Here is a 23,295-nt window from a genome sequence, read left to right as displayed (position 1 = left end):
CACCACACCATGGCGATTGAGGTTTCCGGGGGATGGGCGACCCTCCTCAAGACTCTGACCGGCATGCCCTTTCCGCAGGCGAACGAGGACACCCTGCGGCTGGTCAGTGATGAATATCGCCAGATGGCCGAGAAGTTCCGCGAGGTGGAGGAGCTTCTTCGGCAGGTCGTCGGCCGCGTCGACGAGGACTTCGAGGGCGAGACCGCGACCCGGTTCGTCGCGTACGCCCGGCAGTTCGTCGAGAGGACGAACGGCAATGAGAGCATCCTCGAACGGGCCTACGAGGACGCCATCAAGCTGTCGAAGAACGCCCACAAGACAGCCGCCGACATCGAGTACACCAAGTGGATGATCTTCGGCCAACTGGCCCTGCTCGTCGTGCAGATAGCCCTGGCCCAGGCCCTGATGCCGGTGACCGCGGGGCTGTCGGAGATCTGGGCCGCCGCCGCCATCGCCGCGTTCCGCTCCATGGCGCTGCTGATCCTCAAGTTCCTGCTGGCCCAGATCATCATGCAGACCATCACCGGTCTCGTCGGCGGCCTGCTGCTCGACTCCATCCTCCAGCTCACCCAGATCGGCCGCGGTGACCGTACGGAGTGGAACAAGAACTTCACCGCGGACGCGGCGAAGTTCGCCGCCATCGGTGGCGCGCTGGGCGGGCCGTTCGCGCTGCTGGGCGGCGGGCTCGGCAAGCTGCTCGGCAATCTGACCGGCAAGGGCCTCGGCAAGATCCTCGGCAATGACGCGGGGAAGGTGCTGGGCAAGGGGCTGAGCGGGGGCGGCAAGGGCGCGGGCGGCGCCGCGGGCGGTGCGGGCAAGGCCGCGGGCGGTCTCGGCAAGGGGGCCGGCGGCGCGGGTGCGGGCGGTCTGGGCAAGGGCGCAGGCGGCGCGGGGGCCGGAGCCCTGGGCAAGGGCGCGGGTGCCGCGGGAGCGGGTACGGGCAAGGGCGCCGGCGCCGCGGGCGCGGGCCTGGGCAAGGGCGCGGGTGCCGCGGGTGACGGTGCGGCCGGAGCGAGCGGCAGGGCCGGAGCGGGCGCCGCGGGCCAGACGATCTCGGAGGAGTCCGCCCGCAAGCTCGGCGAACGCCTGGGCAACATCATGGGCCGGACCAACGAGTCCCTGAACCATGTGGGGGCGGACGGCGTCAGGGGAGCGGCCGCCGGAGCGGTCGGGCGAGAGGTCGTCAAGGACTTCGCGAACGCCTTCGAGAAGAACCTCGGCGGCTCCCTCGGCAACGAGACCGCCCGGAACCTCGGCCGCGACTACGGCGAGGCGCTGGTCAAGAACTGGGGCGGCAAGGCCGACTGGCAGGGGCTGACCCACTCGCTGGACGACGCGCTCAAGCCGTACGTGAAGGACCTGGGGGAGAACGGAGTGCGTGCGCTCTCGCACGACCTGCCCGGCTCCTTCGTCCAGACCATCAGTAAGAACATCGAAGGCAACATCGGCTTCCGGATCGGTAACTTCGTCGGCGAGATCGCCGGGGAGTCGGGCCACGCCGTGGTCACCGAGGGCATGTACAACCTGATCTTCGGGCCCGAGCACAAGTTCACGGTCAGCGGCTGGACCGCGGCCGCGGGCGCGGCGGGCGGTGTCATGGGCCGGGGAGTGGCCCATGGCTTCCAGGCCATGCACCACGCGGTCTCGGGCCCCCCGGCCGCACCGCCGCCGCGCCCTCCGGTCTTCTCGTCCGACTCGCCGGCACCGCCGTCCGGCGCGTCGCGGCCGAGCACGGAGTCGAACGCGACGGTGCGCGACGGCTCCGAACCGAAGAACGACTCCGACAACCGCACACTCACGGATTCGGCCTCGGACTCCGGTTCGGACAACGCCTCGCTGCGGAGCGACGACGACGGCTCGGACGGCGACAGCCTGTACTACCTGGACGTGGACGACTTCTCGGACAGCCGGACGCTCTACTCGCACGACGACGACGGGAACCCCGCGCCGTACGACACGTCCGGGGCATCCGCCCCTTCCTTCGCCACCAGTTCGAACGGCGCGGACTTCACGAACGGCTCGAACTCCTCGTACGACGGCAACCTCACGCATGACAACAACCTCACGCATGACAACAACCTCACGAGCAACACGGACGGGTCCAACACCGCGAACAACAGCAACACCGCGAACAACAGCAACACCAGCACCAACACCAACACCGCGAACAGCTCCGGCGACTCGACCACGCACTCCCTCACACCGGAGCCCCCCGTCCCCCCGGACTCCGTGACGGAGCTGGACCTCCTGCTGAACAGCCTTCCGGACGTGCCCGAGGCGCTGCCCGTCCCGGATCAGGTGCACGAGAACGTGACACAGGACGTGCCGGACGCGAACGCGCTCCTGGACGACCTCCCGGACGTACCCGACACCCCGCTGGGCACGGTGCTGTCGCCGGAGGCGGAGCGGCTTCTTGCGGACCTGCCCGACGTACCCCGCAACGACCTCACGCGGACGTCCGACGACGGTTCGGGCGTGTACTCGTCCGGCCGGGGCGACGACTCCGGGCAGGGCAACCGGACCGCGAACGACCTCGATCGACTCCAGGAGCGTCTGGACCGGCTCAAGGACCGGCGGAACTCCGACGACTCCGACTCCGACGCCGACCTGGCGGCACGGCTGGCGAAACTGCGGGAGGGCGGCTCGGACGGCCTCGGCAGCCCCGCACGCGTGGACGAACTGCGTGAGCGGTACCGCGCGGCCCTGGAGGAGGACGGGGTCGACGGGCCGGAGCCCGACGGGACGACGACGGGCATCGGAGGCGGGGGAGGTCTCCCGTCCCACGCCGCGGGCGGCATCGCGCCGCCGCCGCGCCCCGTACCGACCGTGTCCACGGGCCAGGGCTCCGGCTCCGCTCCCGGCGGGACACGGCAGCAGACACCCGGAGGTCCGTCCCCGGACGGGGCCGATGTGCTGTTGCCCGACGTCCCGCAGCACGAGCCCGGCACCCGGCCCTTCACGGAGGACGAGGCGGACCTCGTGTTCCCGGACGTGCCCGAGGCCCCGCCCGGTACCGAGCCCCCGTCCGGGAACCGGCCGGAGACGGAGCGGACCGAGAGCGACGGGCAGGAACCGTCCACCGAGGACCCGCCGAATCCCCTCCGTACGGAGTCGCAGGACGAACTGCCCTTCCGCGACGGTTTCGACATGCACGACGACGGCGGCATCGACGCGCTGATCGCACGCCTCGACGAGGCGGGCGGCTTCACCGACGACCCGGTGAGCCGGCTGGACCAGCTGCCCGACGTGCCCGAGGGCCTGACCCCCACCGAGCGGCGCAGGCTGACCAGGGACGTGGAGCGGGAGACCGACGCCCTGCTGGCCGACGCCCGGCGGGTGGGCGTCGACAGTGAGACACGGCAACGGCTGAGCGAGCGCATCCGCGACGACGCCCGGTCGGGCAGGCACGCCGACGCCGCCGACGGTCTGCGGGAACTCGGCGATCTCGTCGCCCTGCACGGCCTCGGTGAACGCCTCCAGCAGTTCCGCGGTCATATGGACGGCGGATACGAGGCGCGGGCCGCGCAGCTGGGCATGCGTCGCACGGAATGGCTGCGCCACGCGCTCGACATCGAGCAGTCGGCCCTCACCGGCGATCCCCGTCGGACGACCCGGCTGCTGGACGACTTCGAGAACCGTCTCGGCACCCTCGGGTCCGAGTTGAGCGCCCGCGCCGACAGCACTCCCGAGGCGCTCCGGAAGCAGTTGGCCGACAACCGGCGGGCGGAGGCGGAAGCAGCGGGCATGGACCGCGAGCGGTTCCGTGAATGGGAGGACCGCCGGGAGCAGGCGGCGACACCTGAGGATCTCCGCAGGGTGCAGGCCGACTACGACGCCGAGCTGGAGACGGCGCGGCGGCTGGCGACCCTGCGGGAGCTCGGTGCGTCCGAGACGGAGCTGGCCACCTGGAAGAGCCGGTTCGAGGGGCCGGGACGCGGAAGCGACCTCGACGCGCAGTACGAACGCCGCACGCTCACCCTCGGCAGGGATGCCGAACTGGCGTCCTTCCGGACGAGGCTGGACGCCCTGCGCGAGGGCGGCCACCAGCAGGAGTCCACCGAGCCGCTGCCCCCGCCGAACGACGGAGAGGGCGGCGACAGCGCTGACGGCACCCCCGGCCGTGACCGGTCCGAGGACTCCCGGGCGGAGAGCGACCGGATCCTGGAGGAGCGGCTCGACCGGCTGCGCGAGGGTACGGACGACACCTGGATGTCGCGGGAGGAACGGCAGCAGTGGGAGGACCGGCGCGCGAACGCCGAGGACGACACGGCGAGGCAGGCCGTCGAGCGCGAACAGTTCGACCGGATGGCACAGCTGGAGCGTGACCGGCGGCTGAAGGCCATCGCGGACGGCGGCCCCGAGGGCGCGGAGCGCAGTACCGAGCGCCGCGCCGCATGGCAGAGCAGGCTGGACGAGGCGGCGGGCGATCCCCAGGCCATCGACCGGGTCCTCGACAGCTACGACGCCGAAACGGCGGAGCTGAGGCGTGAGGGACAGGAGCGTCTGGAACAGGAACTGCGGGCTCCGGACCGCCTGCGGGACCTCGACCGGCGTATCGACCGCTCGCTCGGCAAGCTGCCCGAAGAGGTACGGGAACAGGCGGCGCACGACGCCCGTTCGCTGGTGGAACGCCTGCGGAACCTGGTCGCCACCGGCGATGAGGCCGGTGGGTCCAAGGTGGACGACGGCGTGGCGCACAAGAGCGCGGATGTCCAGGACACGGATCTGACGGACACGTCTGACACGTCGAACACGTCGAACACGTCTGACACGTCAGGCCTGTCGGGCCCGTCGAACACCGGCCCGTCGGCCACCGTGCGCAATCCGGTCTCCCGGACGGCGGACGTCGACGAGGGCGCCGGTCACTCGGCGAAGACCCCGCGGCCGGCCGGCCCCGGACAGGACAGGCGTGTTCCCGTGCAGCCGGGCGAGCAACTGCTGGAGGTTCCGCGGCAGTTGGACGACGCGTCGGAGTCCGGGGGCAAGGACGGGGACAGCCTTCACTCGCGGGAGCGGGACGACCTGCCGTCGCCGAATGCCCGGCGTGTGCGCACACAGACCGAGGACGACACACAGTCCCTCGACGACACACAGTCCCTCACCGATACACAGTCCCTCGACGACACGCGGACCACGTCGGAATCCGAACCGGACAACGACGCCGACCTCAAGTCCGGCCGCGAGCCGGAGGACAACGCCGAGGACAACGCCGAAGCCAACGCCGAGGACAGCACCGACGACAAGGCCGGCCTCACGTCCGACGACGACGCCGACTCCGTGGCCTTCGTCCCGAAGGACTCCGACATCCCGGTGAAGGAGAACGAGGAGCCGCCCGGCGGCCCCGGCGGTGGCGGCTCCGCACCCGCGGGCTCCTCGGGCGCGCACCAGCCCACGGCCCGTGACAAGGCCCTGAGCGCGCTCTCGGCCGACGAGTACGAGCAGCGGATGTACCGGGTGCGCCGCGACCGTCCGGACCTGACGACCGAGGAGGCCCTCCGGGACGAGGTGTTCCGCCGGATCGGGGACCCGGGCGTGAAGGTGGTGAAGGCGCACTTCGCCGATCCGCAGCTGACCGAGGGCGTGGATCCGCTCCCGCAGGAGCGGTCGGGTGAGTTCATCACGTTCGACGACAACGCGATGCTGCCGAAGTCGCTCAAGGGCCACGGGCACGGACGGATCACCGTCAGAGGTGTCGACGCGCTGGCCGAATCCATCGCGGCGGGAGGGCGTCTGCGTCCCGACGGGCTCGACGAGCTGAAGCGCGTGCTCATCCAGAGTCCGCATACGCTGCTCAGCCCCCGGACCTTCATCCTGCCGACCGTGGACGGCGGACTCCGGGAGATCTCCCTCTCGATGGAGAGCTACGGAAACTGGCGCCGTCACGCCGAGCCCTCACCGTTGGCTGTCGTGGACGACGTGATCGAGCCCGTACCGCACAAGGAGGACGGGAAGGGGAACGAGGGCGGTTCGAGCACCTCGAAGACCGACGCCTCCAAGACTGACGCCTCCAAGACCGACGCCTCCAAGACCGACGCGTCGACGAAGGACACGTCCAAGACCGCCGAGGCCGAGGCCAAGACCACCGACGCCCCCGTCAAGGTCGAGACCGAACTCCGTACCCGCCCCGGCGCGACGGAGACCAAGTCCCTCGGCACCTCGCGTGCCTTCGGAGTGGCGGTCCCGCTGGGGCCCTCCGCGGGCACCTTCGGCGCGTTCGGGTCGGTGTCCCTCAGCGCACGGCGGATGGAGGCCGGCTACACGTACACCCACGAGAGCCGCGCCCAGAGCAGTGTGACCGCGGTCGGCAAGGACGGCAGCCATCTGCATGTGAGCGACCTGCACATCGTCGTCGAGTCCTCACGCGTCTGGGACAGGAAGGGCCGTGAGCTGTCCCCGGACCAGCAGGGGCCCGGCACTCCCGTCCAGCAGCACTACCGCATCCAGGACGGAGTCACCTGGCGGGTCCCGGACAGCGTCACCGACCCGGCGATCCCGGACCGGCTGCCCACGGCCTTCGTGTTCGCGCCGGGCGCCCGGCCGCACCTGCTCGCCCCGCTGAGCGTCACCACGGAGACCCGTCTGCTGGACTGGGCCCTCGCGAACTACCCCGAGGCGACCCCCGGCAGCTTCCTGCGCCACCAACTGGCCGATCTGTTCGGCGAGGAGAGCCTGCGCACCATGATCGCGCAGAGCTCCGGCGAGACGGTGGTCAGCGCCCCGCTCTTCGCCGGTCTCGGCAACCGGTCACTGGGCTCCGTCGAGCTCCGGCTGGTCCCGGTCGATGCCACACTGCTCCGGGCGTCCGACAAGACCGAGATCAAGAAGGCCGACGCGCAGCGCTCCACCGCCACCACGGAGAAGAAGAACACGCAGGGCGCCGGGGCGGGGATCTCCGCCGGTCCCCAGTTCGCGCTGCTCCAGCCCGCCGGCACCCTGAGCCTCCAGATCGGGGGATCGGCGGCGCTGACCACCCAGCGTGCGGAGAGCAGCTACAGCGGCAACACGGCCGAGTCCGTACGGACGCTCAACAGCCGGGGCCACTCGGGGCTCTACGACGTCCGCTTCCGGATCGAGGTGCGCAAGCAGGGCGGCGGCTGGGAGTCGCCCGAACCGCCCGGGGCGACCGTCCGGGCCGACCGGAACGGCCCGCACGATGACGGCGTTTTCCTCAACGCCACCGTGCAGTTGCCACGGGCCGACGCACGCCGGCTGGCCGGCTGGGACGACGGCACCACGCCCCTCCAGGGTGCCGAGGCGCCCCCCGCCCCCGCATATCTGTCGCAGTCGAACCCGGCGACATTCGGCCTGCACGCGGTCGTGGACCTCGCGGCGACCCGTACCCGGGGAACGGTCCCGCCCCACGTCTCCCTGACGGACGAACTGGCCGACCGCATCCAGACAGGGCTGCACCACGCCTACCCCGACCTGGTGCTCCCGCCCCGCCGTGACCCCGGGGCAGCCGGCGACCGGGACAGCGCCAACGACCGGAAGTACAACAACGCGGTCCGCAACACCCACCTGCTGCGGCAGGCCCTCGCCCGTACGGTGCTCGAAGGCTCCCTGGACCGTCTGACGAGCACCGGACTGCGGATCCAGCTGGAGCAGCTCGACTCCCTGCACAAGCGGTACGTCGTCCTCACCGTGCGCGCGGAGGCGACGAACCGCCGGTTCGCGGGTACCCACCACGATCTGGGTCTGGCGAACAACGTCCTGTCGACCCGTCGCGCGGACAGCGCGACCACCCGCACCCACGGCTGGTCGGTCGGCATCGACGTGGGACTCACCGGGATCGAGCGCTACGGCGCCACCGGGAGCATCGGCTACCGGTACGGCAGGCAGACCGCCTACGGCATGACCTACGGCCCGACGCTGACCCCGGACGGCGGCATCACCAGTTCCGGGTCGCAGCACCTGTGGTCGTACGACCTGGCCTTCACCGCCGAAGCCACCAGCTTCACCCGGCCGCGCCAGATCGCCCGGACGATGACCGGCGAACTGCTCAGCACCCGGTGGTTCGTGAAGCAGGCGGCCGGGAGCGTCGATGTGCTGGCCACCGGGCACGGTGACGGACAGACCGCCCCGGCCCCCGTCACCGGCCGTGTCACCCTCGCCGTACCCGCCTCGCTGTCCGTCCCCGCCACCCTGCCCCTCATCCGGCCGGAGACGGTTGCCGTCCCCGAGCCCGTACCGATGGACCCGGCCCTGGCCGGACTGCTCTCCTCCGGAAAGCCCGTCTCCACGGACCACTGGACGCCCCACGCCCTCTTCGACGGCCTGCACTCCGTGCAGAGCGTCACCGCGCCCGAACTCGTGGTGCGCCATCTCAAGGAACTGCTCGCCTCCGTCTCCGGCAACTCCTGGGTCTACGGGGCCGACGGGACCCCTGCCTCCAGCGCTCTGGCCGAGGCGTTCACCCCCGGTCGCAACGAAGCGGACTTCAGCGACGCGGCGCAGACGGGCAAGCATGTCAGCGACCTGTTCGGGCGGACGGCCGTCACCGACATCACCGCGTCGGTCAGCGCCTGGCCCCAGGTGCGCGGCACGCGCGTCCTGGCCGTCGTCGACTCCAGCGACCTCGCCCTCTCCCACATCGGCTCGGGCACCAACGGGGCGGGACACTCGCTCGCCCATGTCCGCAGCCACACCGTCTCGGCCCTGCTGGCCTTCCGGGCCAAGCACACCGACGCGTTCCAGACCTCCGGCACGTACGGCCTCACCGCGTCGCCGTACCAGCGCACCAGCACCGCGACCACGGCCGAGACCTTCTCGGCGAACCCGGCCCACACCGTGCAGTACACCGGGCCGATGGTCCTGGTCAGCGCCGATGTGGCCTGGCACCTCGCGGCCCGCTCCCAGCCGTCCGGCCTGCTCCAGGCGCCCATGGAACTGATGCGCGGACGGCCGCCCCAGGGCCGGATCGTGGAGATCCCCGACGGCCTGCTCGTGTGGATGCCGCTCGCCGAGGCGAGGAAGGCCGGTCTCTTCGACGACGGTCTCACCGCTCCGCCGCCCCAGCCGCTCTTCACCGCCGTCGAGGCGGCCGCTCATGCCACGCTCACGGTCGGGCGCGTCGACATGTCCGGCGCGATCGGCGCGTTCATGAACCACCTGCTGGACACCCTGCCCCAGCACAAGAGCTGGCTCGGGCCCAAGAGCCTGCTGGCCGACCAGCTCGGCGGCCTGGCACGGCAGATGACCACCCTGTCACCGTCCGGCATCCGGGCTCTCCAGACGGGCATGGAGAACGGCGGCACCTCCCTGCGGCTGGCCCGGAACAAGATCGGGCCGGCCAAGGACGCCAGCCTCACGGTGACCCTGCGGCGGTCCGGCTTCACCCCCGGCGCCCTGCGCCACGACGTGAAGCCCACGATCACCCGCCCCACATCCACGGCGGAGACCGTCACGGAGAAGCTGGCGCGTGGGTACGAGGCCGGCTACCGGATCGGCGAGGTGCCCACCATCTGGGACCGCCCGGGTCTCCGCAGCGGTGGTTTCACCCTCGACGACCGGGTCGGATCCACCCGCTCGTCCTCCCTGGCCCACGCGGTATCCGACGCCGTCAGCGCGCAAGTGGCCTTCGAGGGACCGGTGGTGACCGGTCGGACGGCGTTCAGCGTCACCTTCACCCTGGAGCTGCCCGACGGGACGGTGGTGCTCCGGACGTACTCCGTCGGCGAAGCCGAGGTGGTGCTGCCGCTGAGCCTCGCCCGACCGCGGAGGACGGAACAGCAGGAGAGCAAGCAGCAGACCACTGACGACCAGCGGACGAACGAATCCCGGAAGACGGAACCGCAGAAGACGGAGCCGAAGAAGACCGTGACGTCGGCGGCCCACCCGCCCCTGGAGGCCACCCGTCCGACGCTGCTCCCCCCGGACCGGCAGGGGACCATGGCGCTACGGGAGCGCGGCACGGCGGGCAGGAAGCTGTTCGCCACCGGCCCGGAGAGCGTCGTCGTCACCACCGTCGGCGGCATCCCCGTGCTGCGGGACGCCGCGGCGTACGCCGTCGACCTCGCCGTCAAGGGACGTGGCAGCACGACCGACGCCCCGACGCCGATGCCCGTGGACACCAATGGCCGCTATGTGCGCAGGACCGTACTGACGCGGCCCGGCACCGCCGCGGGTGAAGCCCTCAAGGGGGGCGTCAGCACCGATGTGCTGAGCGCCTACCTCCCGCAGATGATCCGCGACAGCCTGACCGTCACGCTGCACGACACCACGTCGACGATCGGCGGTACGGACGCGACGCTGAAGATCTCCGCCGATGTCGACCTGTCGCGGGCCCGGCTGCTGGCCGTGGACCCGGGCGCGGGACTCGGCGGCAGCCGGCGGACCATGGACAACGACACCTACACGGGCGACACCACCGAAGCGCACATGCCGGCGATGACCGCGGGGCCGGCCTTCCAGACACAGCCCCTGGTACAGGCCACGGCCACCGTGCCGGGCTGGACGGACTCCGACGCGGCGGGCGGTGCCGCCGACCGCCGGACCTCCGCGCTGACCACGCTCAAGCCGTTCGCCGGCGGCGCCGTGCTCATCCAGGCCCCCCTGCACGTACTCCAGACGGCGAAGGCGTCGCACCGCATCGCGGACCTGCCGGTCGTCCCGCCGGCGCTCAGGCCCGGAGGCCGGCCGCCGGTCACCGTCGAGCACACGGTGCAGGACGGGGTGACGATGTGGGTGTCGTTCGAGGTCGCCCGCGAACACGGACTGCTGCCGGCCGAGGTCGAGGCAGCCGCGGACACCGTCAAGGAGCAGACCAAGAAGTACACCGAGGCCGCCACGAAGGCGGAGCAGGCCGAGCGGCGCCTGCGCGCGCTCGACAGTGAGGTCTCCTCCCTCCGCACGGAGCTCCTGCGCCTCCTGGAGACACCGGCTCCCACCGGCACGGACGTGGACGCGGCGCGGGACAGGCTCGCCACGGCCCGCTCCCGGTACGCCGAGGCCCAGCAGGACCTGGCCAACCACCGCCGCGACCTCGCGACCGCCGAGCAGCACCTCGCCGGCGCCTCCGAGGCCGCCTGGCAGGCGGTCGACCACTACACGATCACCGGTACCCGCCCGGCCGGTCCGCCGCCGGTCCCCTGGAGCGAGCCGGCCGCCGCCGAGGCCACCGAACAGGCTCCGGCCACGGTCGCCGGATATCCGCCGCTCGCCGAGGCCCTCGAAGCACCGGCCCCCCTGGACAGTCAGGCCGGGCCGCCGCACTCCGTCACGCGGGAGGACGTCCTCGCCCGTACGGAGTACTGGCTCGACAACGCCGCGCCGCTCTCGGACAGCGACGCCGTACGCCGGGAGCGGACCAAGGCCGCGGGCTGGGCGCAGCGCCTGCGGACGGCGGACGCCGCCTACCGGTCGTCGCTGGAGGCCGTACTGGCCGCGCGGCCACTCATGGAGGCCGCCAAGCTCCAGGAGGCGCGGGCCAACAAGGCAACGCGACCGGCGGAGGCCGAGCGACGGCTCGCCGCGCTCGACGACGGGCTGAAGAACGCGCGGTCGGTCTACGACCGGGCGGTCGCACGACTGACGGCCGACTATCGGGAACTCGGCCTGGTGCAGGCGAACTTCGATGCGGTGACCGCGGCCACCCGCGAGGTCCTGGAGCCGCGGGCCGAGGGCGGCCCGCCCCGTGTCGTCACCCCCTGGCACCCCGCACCCGAACCCGAGGGCCATGTCCGCCCGGCCGACGCGAAGTCCGCGCCCGAGCCGTACACCGCCGAGGGCGAGGACACCCAGGGGCGGCCGCTCGGCCTGAAGTCGCCGGACGGCCGCGTCCTGCGACTCGTGGAGCCGCCCGCCACCGGACCCGCGCATCTCGACATCGGCACGAGCTTCCACCGGTCCCTGCTCGACGCGGTCGAGCGTGCCCATCCGGAGCTCCTCGCCGCACTGGGGCTCCACGCGACCGGCCGGGCCCTGTCCGCCGACGACGTCCAGCACTTGAGGGGACGCCTCGCCGACCGGCTGATGGCGGACCGCGGCGAACTCGCCGAGTTCCTCGCGATCGACCCCCAGGAACGGTTCACCGCACAGGAGCTGGCCGACGCGGGAATCGAGCTCAGTCCGGCGCAGGCCGCCGAGCACCTCGACTCGCGCGGACGCCTCCCGGACACCGTGGCCGCCGGGCTGACTCCCGAGCAGCGCCTGGAACTGGCCCGTACGACACTGCTGCGCTCCGGCGACGGGCAGATCGGCGACCGCAAGGACGCGGGCTGGAACCACTCCGCGGGAGACCTGGCGGCTCTGCTCGCGGCCCGTGTGCTCGGGGTACCGGTCACCGTGGTCCAGTCGGATCTGAGCCATCTGACGTTCACCCCTCCCGCGACGGACACGGGAGCACCCCCGCGGTCGGGCGTGGTGCTGCACCTCGCCGACGACAGGTACCGGCCCGCCGTGCCCACCGGGACGGACGGCCTGCTGCTCAACGCCGACTCGGAGATCGTGGAGATTCCGGAGCACGCGCAGACGGCCCCGGCCGAGAACACCGCGGTCCTTCCGCAGCCGTCCGCCGAAGGCCCGATCCACTATCTGGGCGCCGGAAGCGGCCCGCGTACGGCGGTGCCCAGGGAACTCAACTTCATCTGGCTGGGCGGCGAACTGACCGAGGCGGCCCGCACCAACATCCGGGCATGGGCGGCCAAGGCCGAAGAAGCACAGTGGAAGCTGAGCATCTGGACCGACGACGACGGCTGGAAGAACAACAAGGAGTTCCTGAAGGGCCTGGTGGAGTCGGGCACCGTCCATCGGGGGCAGGTCAGCGAACTGTTCTCCGGCAACAGGAGCACGGACGGGAAGAGTCTGCCGTCCAAGGTGTCCAATCTGTACAAGGCCGCGCGCAAGGTGAGCAGCTTCGCGATGGCCTCCGATGTCGCCAGGTACGCCCTGCTCCACAAGCACGGCGGGGTGTACCTCGATGTGGACCTGGCGCCGGGGGCCGTGGTGCTGAGCCCCGGTGGTGTGATGCTGGCCAAGGGCGATGACACCCTGCCGATGTTCGGGCCCCTGCTCCAGGACTTCGGCAGCGTCCGGAGAGTGCTCGGACTCGAAGCGGACGCCCCGGTCGGGGAACGTATCCAGGAAGCCGCCGAACTCGCCTACGGTCAGGGGGACTTCGGTAATCAGTTCATCGTCGCTCACCCCCGCAGCCGTTTCCTGAGGCAGGTTCTGGAGAATCTGCCGGACATCAACAACAAGGACGCCTACGTCAGGGGTGTCCTTGAGGCGGCCATGAAGTCGAAGAACGTGGCCAGCAGTACGGGACCGGGGTTCCTCTCACGGCAGTTCGACGTGCACGTCAAGGACCTCGGGCTCGTGCCGGCCACGAGTTTCTCGTTCAGGGCGCCGCCCACCCGGTTCCGCGTCGACATGTCCGACTGGGAGGACTGGGCGGGGCTGGGCTGGGTGACCGCCGAGAGCGAGAACCAGGAAACCCCTCCGACGACGACGTCCGCGCCGTCCCGGCAGGGGACCCTGATCAAGCGCATCGGCGACACCGTCAGGAGGATGAAGGGCTCGACGCCGTGGGGCACGGGCAGGTCCGACGCGCAATCGGCACAGCTGTCGAACGACGGGACGTTGCTGACGGGCATCGACCCGGTAGCGGAGCGGCTCGACCCGGTCGGCGGGACGCCGAAGGACGAACTCGTCGGCAGGGACGGCCGGAAGGTCTCCTTCGAGCAGGCGCGGCAGAGCCTTCGCACGATCCGCGACGCCACGGGCGAGGTCATCGGATACGCCTCCCACAGTGACCGGGACTGGGCTCCGCGCAAGGACTTCTACGCGAACTACCGCGCGGACGAGAAGTCCTTCAAGGCCTACCGGGCGGTGGACGGCGGAAAATACGTCCCCGTGGCCGAGGACCAGGCGTCGCCCAACACGGTGCCCTGGCACCCCGGTACGAGCGCAGCGGCCGGGCAGCGGACTCCCAAGCCGGTGTTCTTCGACGCGCACGGCTCCCGGGACGGCGTCAAGCTCCACATCGACGGCGGTCTGCCGCTGGAGGTCGACGGCGCCCAGTTCGCACGGTTCATGGAGTCCCTGAGGGATCCCGACCAGCCTCCGGCCCCGGTGGTGCTGGTCGCCTGCGACACCGCGAGCGTCCGCCCCGCGGACGGGGGAAGCGTCGTGAGGGACGCGGCACGCGCGGTGCCAGGACGCCTCTGGTACGCCCCCGATGTCGCGGTCGGCCATGTGGGGCCGCCGGCCGGAACCGCCGCGGGCGGAGCGACCGGAGTGCTGGCCCTGCTCCAGGACCGGGCGACGGGGCGCCGGGGCCAGTGGGTGACCGCGAGCGAGCCCACCGAACTGGAAACCCTCCTCGCGAGCGGGGGCGGAAAGGCCGCGAGGACCGAGGAGACCGAGAGGGCCACCGAGGACGCGACGGAACTCCTGGAGGAGGGGCCGGCCCCGCGGCAGGGCGTGGACGAGCTGATGCTGAACAACCCGCCCGGGGGCAATCAGCCCGGCCTTCTGCGGGCGGGCGGCGGCCTGGGCGAGTCCACTCCCATCCCCAGGACGCTGCACTTCGTCTGGCTGGGCGGCGATCTGAAGCCCGCCGCCCAGGCGAACCTGCGGAGCTGGGCGGTCAAGGCCCAGGAGTCCGGGTGGCAGATGAAGATCTGGACCGATCAGGCGGGCGGCGACGTCAACAAGACGTTCCTGGGCACCCTGGAGCGGCAGTTCTCGACCGTGATCGAGTCCGCCCCGTCGGTGTTCGACAAGAAGTGGCCCGCGCCGCTCCGCGCGGGCACGCTGTCCAAGGCCCACGTCCTCTACAAGGTGGCGCAGGAGCGCCGGAGCTTCGCGATGGCCTCGGACGCCGTCCGGTACGCCGTCCTCTTCAAGCAGGGGGGCGTGTACCTGGACGTGGACCTGGGGCCCGGCGGAGTCGATCTGCCGATCGACGGCGTGCGGATGCCCAACGGGGACGCGCTGCCCATGCTCGGGCCCGGTCTGCGGGACGAGACCAGTGTGCGCGGGCGCCCCGGCGTTACCGGGACGGGGGAGGCGGGACAGGCCGTGAGCGCGGAGGACATCCGGGCGGCGGCCGTGGACTGTTATGCCAAGGGCGAGTTCGGCAATCAGTTCATCGCCGCCCACCCCAGGAACCCCTTCGTGAAACACCTGCTGAAGAACCTTCTGGACTGGGAAAACCTGTCGTCGCTGGAACAGGAGGCGAAGGACGGGGACATCCGGGACAAGAAGGTGGCCGGCATCACGGGGCCGGGGTTCATCGACGTGATGATGAACGACTACAACAGGGAGTGGGTGCGCGCGAATTCAGATCAGCCGAAGACCGATCTGAGGGGAACGCGCAGGTTCGTTCCGGCGGACGCGACCCGGGACCTCTGGCTCGACATGACCTGGGTGACCCCGGAAAGCGCCAACCAGGAGACCGCGTCCCTGGCCGGATCGGAGGAGCCCGCACCCGCTCCGATCGAGCGCCACCCCACCCTGAAGGAGAAGCTGAGGAAGTTCACCGGCACGCTCAGGGGAAGTTCCACCGGCGGAGGCGGCTCCTTCTCCGGGACGAAGGACCTGTTCGCCAACAGCCGGGCAGCGGACCTGTCCGGCGACGCCTCCACCACGCCGCCGCCGTCGTTCTCCCTGCTGTCGGACGAACCGCTGCTCACCTCGATGCCCGACAACCGGACGCCCGACGCCGTGCTCACCGGGACGGACGGCCGCCGGGTCACCTACGGTCAGGTCTACGAAGCCCTCCAGGTGGTCCGCGGCGCCGACGGCAGGACGCTGGGCTACGCGTCGCACAGCCCCCAGGACTGGGCGCCCCGCAAGGACTTCTACGCCACCTACCGCTCGGACGAGAACCTGTTCGCGCACTACCGGAGCAAGGACGACGGGTCCTACGTCCCCGACACCGGCGAGGCCTCCGCGGCCGGCGAGGTCCCCTGGCAGGCGGGTGCCGCCGCGCACGGGACGAAGGAGCCGGTCCAGCCGCTGTTCTTCGACGCGCACGGTACCGAGAACGGCATCGAGCTCCAGGTGGCGGGCGAATCGCCGCTGGTCGTCGACGGCGCCCGGTTCGCACGTTTCATGGAGACGCTCAGGGACCCGGCGCAGCCCCCGGCCCCGGTCGTCCTGGTCGCGTGCGAGACGGCGAAGATCCGGAGCGGCGACGGCGGCAGCGTGGCGAAGGACGCGGCGGACGCCATACCCGGACGCCTCTGGTACGCACCCGACACCGAGGTCGGCCATGTCCGACCGGCGAACGGCTCCGACCGTGCCACCGGCGTGCTGGGCCTGCTCGCGGACCCCGTCACCCGGCGCCGCGGCGAGTGGATCGTGGCGGGGGAGCCACACGGCTCCGTCGCCGCCTCCGTGCCCGTGCCGCGGGCGGAACCGGTGCCGCCCCCCACCACGTTCTCGGACATGATCTTCATGGCCCTCAACTCCACCTCGCAGCACAGTGCCGAGCAGACGATGGCGCAGGACCTGGCGCACAGCGGTCCGGAGGGCGAGCAGACGGAACCCGTGCCACCGGTGCCGGTCCACGAGGAGCCCGCCGCGCCGGCGCTCACCCAGCCACTGAACATCACCTACACGGGGGACGGCGCGCCGGAGGCCCTGGGGGCCGATGAGCACGCCGCGGACGGGGTGCGCAGGTACGTCTTCACGTCGCTGGGCCGGGGGGACCACGACGCGGTGGCGCTGCTGCTGGACCGTTTGGCGGCATCGGACCCACCGCCGGCCTATCTGGAGAATCTGCGCGTTCAGGTCGAGGCGCTCTCGGTGGGTGCCGTGGCGGCTCCCCCCATTCCGAAGGAGCTCCATTTCGTCTGGCTCGGCGGCGACCTCCCCCCGGCCGCGCTCAGCAATCTCTTCGCATGGGCCGAGAAGGCCCGTAACGCCGGTTGGAGAACCAACCTGTGGACGGACGGCAACACGAGACTGAGCACGGCGACCCAGTGGAAGATCCGGACCACGAAGGGACTGACGCGGATGCGGATCGAGACCGTCATCGACCCGCGCCTGGCGGATTCCTTCAAGACGGCCAGCGCGGGCGGCGCGTACCCGTTCGCCTCCGACCTCGCCCGCTACAGCATCCTCCGGGCGAGCGGCGGGGTGTACGCCGACGTGGACCTGGGCCCCGGTGACGTCGACCTCGCCCCCGCGGCGAACACTCCGCGGCTCCGGGGCAATGACCTGCCCGTGTTCGGCCCGCTCATCCGTGACGTGGCCAGCCTCAGGGAAACCCTGACGGTCAAGGCACAGCTGGCGGGCATGGGCGAGGTGACGCTGACCGGTCCGCCGACCAGGGAGCAGGTACGCGAGGCGGCGGAGTACCAGCTCCACACCGCTTCCTACGGCAACCACTTCATCGCCGTGCCGCAGGACTCGGTGTTCATCGACCGGCTGATCGACAAGGTCGCCCAGAACATCGAGGAACGTGGAGTCGACACCGTGGACGACATGAAGTCCGGGGGTCCGGTGGCCTCGGGGCCGTTCCCGCTCATCCAGCTGATGTTTCGCCATCTGAACGCGGAGTTCGGCGTGAGCAACCTCCAACCGGGCGAGTTCGGCTGGTTCCAGCGCCAGGGAAGCCATTTCCACGACGCCATGGAGTGGCTGACGGCGGAGAGCGAGAACCAGGCCTACGAGCAGTGACGGCTCGTCATGTCTAATGATGCGGGCGGGAATTGAGCTCGCCGCAGAACGACCGAGAGGATGAGAAGAGTCGATGGCAGGGAAAGAGGGCTCACCCGTGAAGCCAGTGCGATCCACCGGGGAGAGCGAGCCCGCGCGCAACCGGCGTGAGGCCGTGGGCACATCGGCTCCCGGCGGTGAGACGCCCGGAGCCCCGGGGAGCATAGGCGCCCCGTCCACGCCGTCGTCCCGCACGGTGACGGAAGGCGGCGGTACGCCGGCCCCCGGCGGCAAGGACGGCGGCGCACGGACGCCGACCTCGTCGAAGCCCGGTCCGCAGGAGACCGAGGAGCCCGCAGCGCGGACCCCGGCGGTGGTGCACGCGGCCGGGGTCTCCATCGGCAGGACCACGTCCGGGCCCGAGGGGCAACCGGACGGTGAGGCCTCGGCGGTCGCCCAGGAGGAGGCGCCGACGGCCGGGAAGTCCGCCGCGGTGGCCGTCTCCACCGCTGCTGCCGGCACCGCCATCGCTGTCTCGGCGGGTGCCGAGGAGAGCGCGACCGGGAAGACGGTCGAGGCGAACACATCCTCGTCCACCGCGGAACCGGCCCCTGCGAGCGCGACCTCCGCACCCGAGGCGACGACTCCTGCGGCGACGGCTTCCGAAGCGACGGCCTCCGAAGCGACGGCCTCCGAAGCGACGGCCTCCGAAGGGACGGCTTCCGAGGGGACGGCAGCTGCCGCCGGGCCGGCCGGCGCCACCGCCACGGCCACCGCCACGGCCGCGGCGTCCTCCAGCCCTCCGGGCGGTGCCGCGGCGGGCGAGGGCGGCGCCCCGGAGCGACCCGGCCGGGTGTCGCGCCCGATGGTGGTCGCGGCGGCCTTCGCCGGTGCGCTGCTGCTGGCGACCCCGTTCGTCGTGGCGAGCTCCCAGAAGGACGAGGCCAAGCCGGAGAGCCGCGAAGCGGCGGCGGCGTGGAAGGGGGACGGGCGGGCGGGCGGCTACGTACCGGACACCGACCCCGACAGTCCCGAGGGCAAGCGGGCCGCTGCCGCCGCCGACAAGCCGGGTGCCGGCCCGGCCCGGGGCGACAAGGGCCCCGTCGGTGACGTACGGGCGGACACGGGCGACGGGCGCAAGCCCGCGGACGGCTCCGCCGAGGCCGGGACCAAGGGCGCCAAGGGCACCAAGGGCGGGGCCGACAGCACGGCGAAGAGCGGTTCCGGCGCCAAGGCCCCGGCCGACACGGGCTCGGGCACCCCCACCAAGGCCCCCTCCTCCGGTTCGGTGCCCAAGTCGGCACCCGCCGTCGTCTACAGCGGCGTGTCCGGACCGGAGTGCCCCACGCAGCGCTTCCAGAAGTCCGGCTACTACAGCGACGGCAAGGAGGGCTGGGCCACCCACAGCGGTGGTTTCGGCGGCTACGGCTGTGCCGGGAAGTACCTCTCCATGCCCATGTCCGGCAGTTCCTCGAAGGACTCGGGCGGATCGGCGACCTGGCTGTTCGACCTGCCCGCCTCCGCCAGGAAGTGCAGCATCTCCGTCCACGTACCCGGGAGTTCCGACATCGCGCGGGTCGGCGGCGACCCGAGCTACTACACCGTGTACGACCGGTTCCTGCCCAGGACGAGCAACCTGGTCGGCTCCTACTACGTCCGCCAGCAGGACCGGCGCGGCACCTGGTACAACGTGCCGGGCACCTTCGCCGTGGACGCCCAGAAGCTCTCCGTGCAGTTGCACGACCGGGGCGAGGACAACGACTACGAGCACCACGCGATCTCCGCGCTCAAGGTGACCTGCACCGGCTGAGAACCCGCCCGCACACCGGCGCGGAAACCGCCGGACACGTCACACGGCCCGGTACTCCCGCACCCCGCACCACGTACGGGTGCGGGGGACCGGGCCCGGTCCGCGCGCCCGGTTCAGCTCCCGCCGCGCTCCACCGCGCTCCCGGCCGGTGCCGTGTCCGGCCCGGACGGCCCGGACGCCCCGGCGTCCGCCCCGGCGACGTTGCGGTCGCCCGCCCGCAGCACCCCGGCCCCCAGGATCAGTCCGAACGCCAGCACCGTCACCAGGCCGAACGACACGACGAGTGACGTGGCCTCGGCGAGCGAGCCGATCGCCGAGGGGGCGATGAGCCCCGAGGTGTACGTGATGGTGGCCACGCCCGCGATGGCCTGGCTCGGGTTCGGCCCGCTGCGCCCGGCCGCGGCGAAGGCCAGCGGCACCACGACCGCCACGCCGAGCCCCAGCAGCCCGAAACCGCACAGTGCCACCGCGGGGTCGGGCGACAGCACGACCAGCAGTCCTCCGGTGGTCGCCAGCGCACCGCCGACGCGCACCGTGCGCACCGCCCCGAACCGGTCGACGATCCGGTCCCCGGCGATCCGCGCCACCGCCATCGTCAGCGCGAACGCCGTGGTGGACGCGGCCGCGAGACCCGCCGAACTCCCCATGATGTCCCGGAGGTAGACCGCCGACCAGTCCAGGCTGGCGCCCTCGGCGAACACCGCGCAGAACCCGACCGCGCCGATGATCAGCGCGGACTTCGGCGGCAGGGTGAAGCGCGGCGGAGGCTCCTCGTCCGGCTCGCTGCGCAGATCCAGGACGCCCTGACAGGCGATCAGGCCCAGCACGGTGAGGGTGAGCGCGGCCATCGTGTGATGCAGCCGCGCGTCGGTCCCCAGATGGGCGGCGACCGTGCCCGCGGCCGAACCGATCAGCGCGCCCACGCTCCACATCCCGTGCAGGCCCGACATGATCGAACGGTCGAGACGGTTCTCCACCTCGACGCCCAGCGCGTTCATCGCCACGTCGGACATCCCCGCCGTCGCCCCGTAGACGAACAGCGCCGCGCAGAGCGTCAGCAGATTCGGGGCCAGCGCGGGGAGCACCAGGGCGAGCGTCCACAGCGCCAGCAGCCCGCGCAGGGCGGTCCTGGCACCGAACCGGTGGCTGATCCGGCCGGCCAGCGGCATGGCGAGCGAGGCGCCGATCGCCGGGAAGGCCAGGGCGAGCCCGAGCTGGCCGGCGCTGACCCCGGCATGGTCCTGGATCCAGGGCACCCGGGTGGCGAAGCTGCCGGTCACCGATCCGTGCACGGTGAAGACGGCGGCGACCGCGAATCTGGCCCGCCTGACCTGATCCGTGCCGAAAGCCGTACCTGTGGAATCCGTTGTCATACCGCCGTGCCCTCCCTTGGAGATTCTGGCCCGCCGGGTCTGCTCCGACGCCTCTGCCCGCGATCCGGGGCGTAAACTATCAGGAACCCTGCCTGATAAATAGAGCGTCTTCCCGCCGGATGCCCATGGAATGAGTACGACGTGATCTGGAAGGATCCCGGCATGCCCGCTTCACCGAGCACCGCCCGAGCCATCAACGACCGGCTCGCCCTGCGACTGCTCCAGCAGGACGGCCCGTTGACGGCGACCCAGCTGAAAACGCTGACCGGCCTGTCCCGCCCCACGGTCGCCGACCTGGTCGAGCGCTTGCGGGACTCCGGGCTGATCCAGGTCGTCGGAGAGAGCGGAGCCGCCCGCCGCGGCCCCAACGCGCGGCTGTACGGGATCGTCGCCGACCGCGCCCACCTCGCGGCCCTCGATGTGCGCACCGGGAGCGTCGCCGTGGTCGTCGCCGATCTGCTCGGGACCACACGCGCCGAGGCCACCATGCCCATCGGCAGCGACACCGGCACCGAACCCGCCGTCGAGCAGGCCGTCGCGCTCCTCGAACGCACCGCGCGCGAGGCCGGGGCGGCCCCCCTGCACAGCGTCGGCATCGGCGCCCCGGGGCTGATCGACCCGGTCACCGGCGAACTGCGCGACACCAGCGGTCTGCCCGCCTGGCACCGGGGCCTGGTCCGGGTGCTCCAGCAGCGGCTGCCCGCGACCGTCCTGGTGGAGAACGAGACCAATCTGGCCGCCGTCGCCGAGCACCGGGTCGGCGCGGCCCGTGACCGCGACACGTTCGTCCTGCTCTGGCTCGGCCACGGCATCGGCGCGGCCGTGATGCTGGACGGGAGGCTGCGCCGCGGGGCCTCGGGCGGTGCGGGGGAGATCGGCTTCCTTCCGGTGCCCGGCACACCGGGGATTCCCTCGGCCGTCAGCTGCGAGGGCGGCTTCCACTCCCTGGTGGGCTCGGCGGCCATCTGCGAACTGGCCGCCGGCCACGGTATCGGGGTGCCCGCGTACGCGGCCGGGGGGGACGCGGAACCCACCGCCGCGGCCGTTGTCCGGTCCGCCCTCGGGCGGGGAGCGGAGGGCGGACCGTTCCTGGACGCCCTCGCCGGGCGGCTGGCGCTCGGATGCGCCTCCGTGGCCGCGGTGCTCGACCCGGGCTGCGTCGTGCTCGCGGGCGAGGTCGGCCACGCGGGCGGGGCCGGTCTCGCCCACCGGGTCGAGGAGCGGCTGGCCGGGATGTCACCCCTGCGCACCGAGGTGCGCGCCGGCTCGCTCGGCGGCGCCGCCGTGCTGCGCGGCGCGCTGCTCACGGCGCGCGAGGCGGCCCAGGACGCGCTGTTCGCCCCGGGCGGCTGAGCCCCGGACGGCCGTGGGGGCCGCTCACACCGGGCGGCGGTACCTCCTGCTGAGGAACTCCTCGAACGTCGTCGTCCCCACGGCCCGCCCGGGTGTCAGATGGCCACCGCTCCGGAAACCCGCGTACGCCCTGCCCGCCAGCCGTACCGGCACCACGCGCCGCTTGCGGCCGGTGGCCCGGAGGTAGGCGGCGGCCAGCCCGGTCAGCTCCCGGACCTCGGGGCCGCCCATGTCGGGCACCCGTCCGGCCGGGCCGCCGAGCGCCAGCGCGGCCAGCCGCCGGGCGACCTCATCGCTGTCCACCGGCTGGACCGAGACCCCGGCGGGCACCGGCAGCACGGGCAGCCGGGCGGCAGGGGAGAGCACCCGCAGCACGAGGTCGTGGAACTGGGTGGTCCGCAGGACCGTCCAGCCGAGCCCCGAATCCTCGATCATCCGCTCGACCCGGTGCTTGACGGTGTAGTAGCCGAGCGGCACCCGGTCCACACCGACGATCGAGATATAGACCAGATGGGGCACCCCGGCCCGCTTGGAGGCCGTGAGGAGATGCCCGGCCGCCCTGTCGTCACCGCCGCCGGGAGCCGTCGCGCAGTGCACGACCGCGTCCACCCCCTCCACCGCGGCGTCCAGCCCCTTGCCGTCGCGCAGATCGACGGCGTACGAGGGGGAGCGGCGGCTCAGGACGCGTACGTCCGCCCCGGAGTCGCGCAGCCGAGAGGCGACCTGCCGGCCGAGTGTTCCGGTACCGCCGGTGACCAGAATCGTCGTCATGGACGCCAGCGTGCCAGAGCGGCGGGAGACCGGGCGGTTCATCGGCCGGACCGGGTGCGCCCACTTCTTCGAGGTTGCCCTGTGAGCCAGCGCACAGACATCACCCGCATGGCCGAGGGTGGTCCGTGGCAGACTGTTTGCGTACCAGTAGCAGCGCACTCCGGGGTCGGTGCAATTCCGAACCGGCGGTTATAGTCCGCGACCCGTCCGCAGCCAGCGGCCGGTTGACCAGGTGAGATTCCTGGACCGACGGTGAAAGTCCGGATGGGAGGCAGTGCGCGGCGGGTCGTCACAGGTACGCCGCCGTAGGCGGACGCGTGTTCCGGATCATCGGGACAGCCGCGTCCGTGCCCTCGGTTTCCGGCGTTCTCGTGGTGTTCC

Annotated in this window: 5 protein-coding genes and 1 riboswitch; of the genes, 3 read left to right on the top strand and 2 right to left on the bottom strand. The window is 72.0% G+C overall.

Going from position 1 to position 23,295, the window contains the following annotated elements; translation table 11 throughout:
- Positions 1-9: 9 nt before the first annotated feature.
- Both ABT170_RS30965 and ABT170_RS30960 read left to right on the top strand, forming a co-directional pair.
- On the top strand, positions 10-17,628 hold the full coding sequence (locus ABT170_RS30965; protein ID WP_502970584.1) for a glycosyltransferase: 17,619 nt from the start codon (positions 10-12) through the stop codon (positions 17,626-17,628).
- A 235-nt stretch (positions 17,629-17,863) separates the two neighbouring features.
- The gene (locus ABT170_RS30960; protein ID WP_351872853.1) at positions 17,864-19,417 is read left to right on the top strand and encodes a hypothetical protein; all 1,554 of its coding nucleotides are present in this window, start codon (positions 17,864-17,866) and stop codon (positions 19,415-19,417) included.
- Between the two features lie 113 nt (positions 19,418-19,530).
- On the opposite strand, the gene ABT170_RS30955 is transcribed toward ABT170_RS30960, so the two are convergent.
- Positions 19,531-20,790, bottom strand: a complete 1,260-nt coding sequence (locus ABT170_RS30955) for an MFS transporter (protein WP_351872850.1) — start codon at positions 20,788-20,790, stop codon at positions 19,531-19,533.
- A 162-nt stretch (positions 20,791-20,952) separates the two neighbouring features.
- On the opposite strand from ABT170_RS30955, the gene ABT170_RS30950 reads away from it, so the two are divergent.
- Positions 20,953-22,143: an ROK family transcriptional regulator gene (locus ABT170_RS30950; RefSeq protein WP_351872847.1), complete on the top strand. Its 1,191-nt coding sequence runs from the start codon at positions 20,953-20,955 to the stop codon at positions 22,141-22,143.
- A 24-nt stretch (positions 22,144-22,167) separates the two neighbouring features.
- Here the strand turns inward: ABT170_RS30950 and ABT170_RS30945 are convergent, their stop codons facing one another.
- A complete protein-coding gene (locus ABT170_RS30945) occupies positions 22,168-22,914 on the bottom strand; it encodes an SDR family oxidoreductase (protein WP_351872844.1) in 747 nt (248 codons plus the stop codon).
- A gap of 151 nt (positions 22,915-23,065) precedes the next feature.
- A riboswitch (FMN riboswitch) is annotated at positions 23,066-23,196 on the top strand.
- The last annotated feature ends 99 nt before the right edge of the window (positions 23,197-23,295 follow it).

Source organism: Streptomyces sp. NPDC001787 (genome assembly GCF_040297465.1).
Lineage (GTDB): Bacteria > Actinomycetota > Actinomycetes > Streptomycetales > Streptomycetaceae > Streptomyces.
Note: the sequence above shows the minus strand (reverse complement) of the source record. Positions and strands in the feature narration are given on the sequence as shown.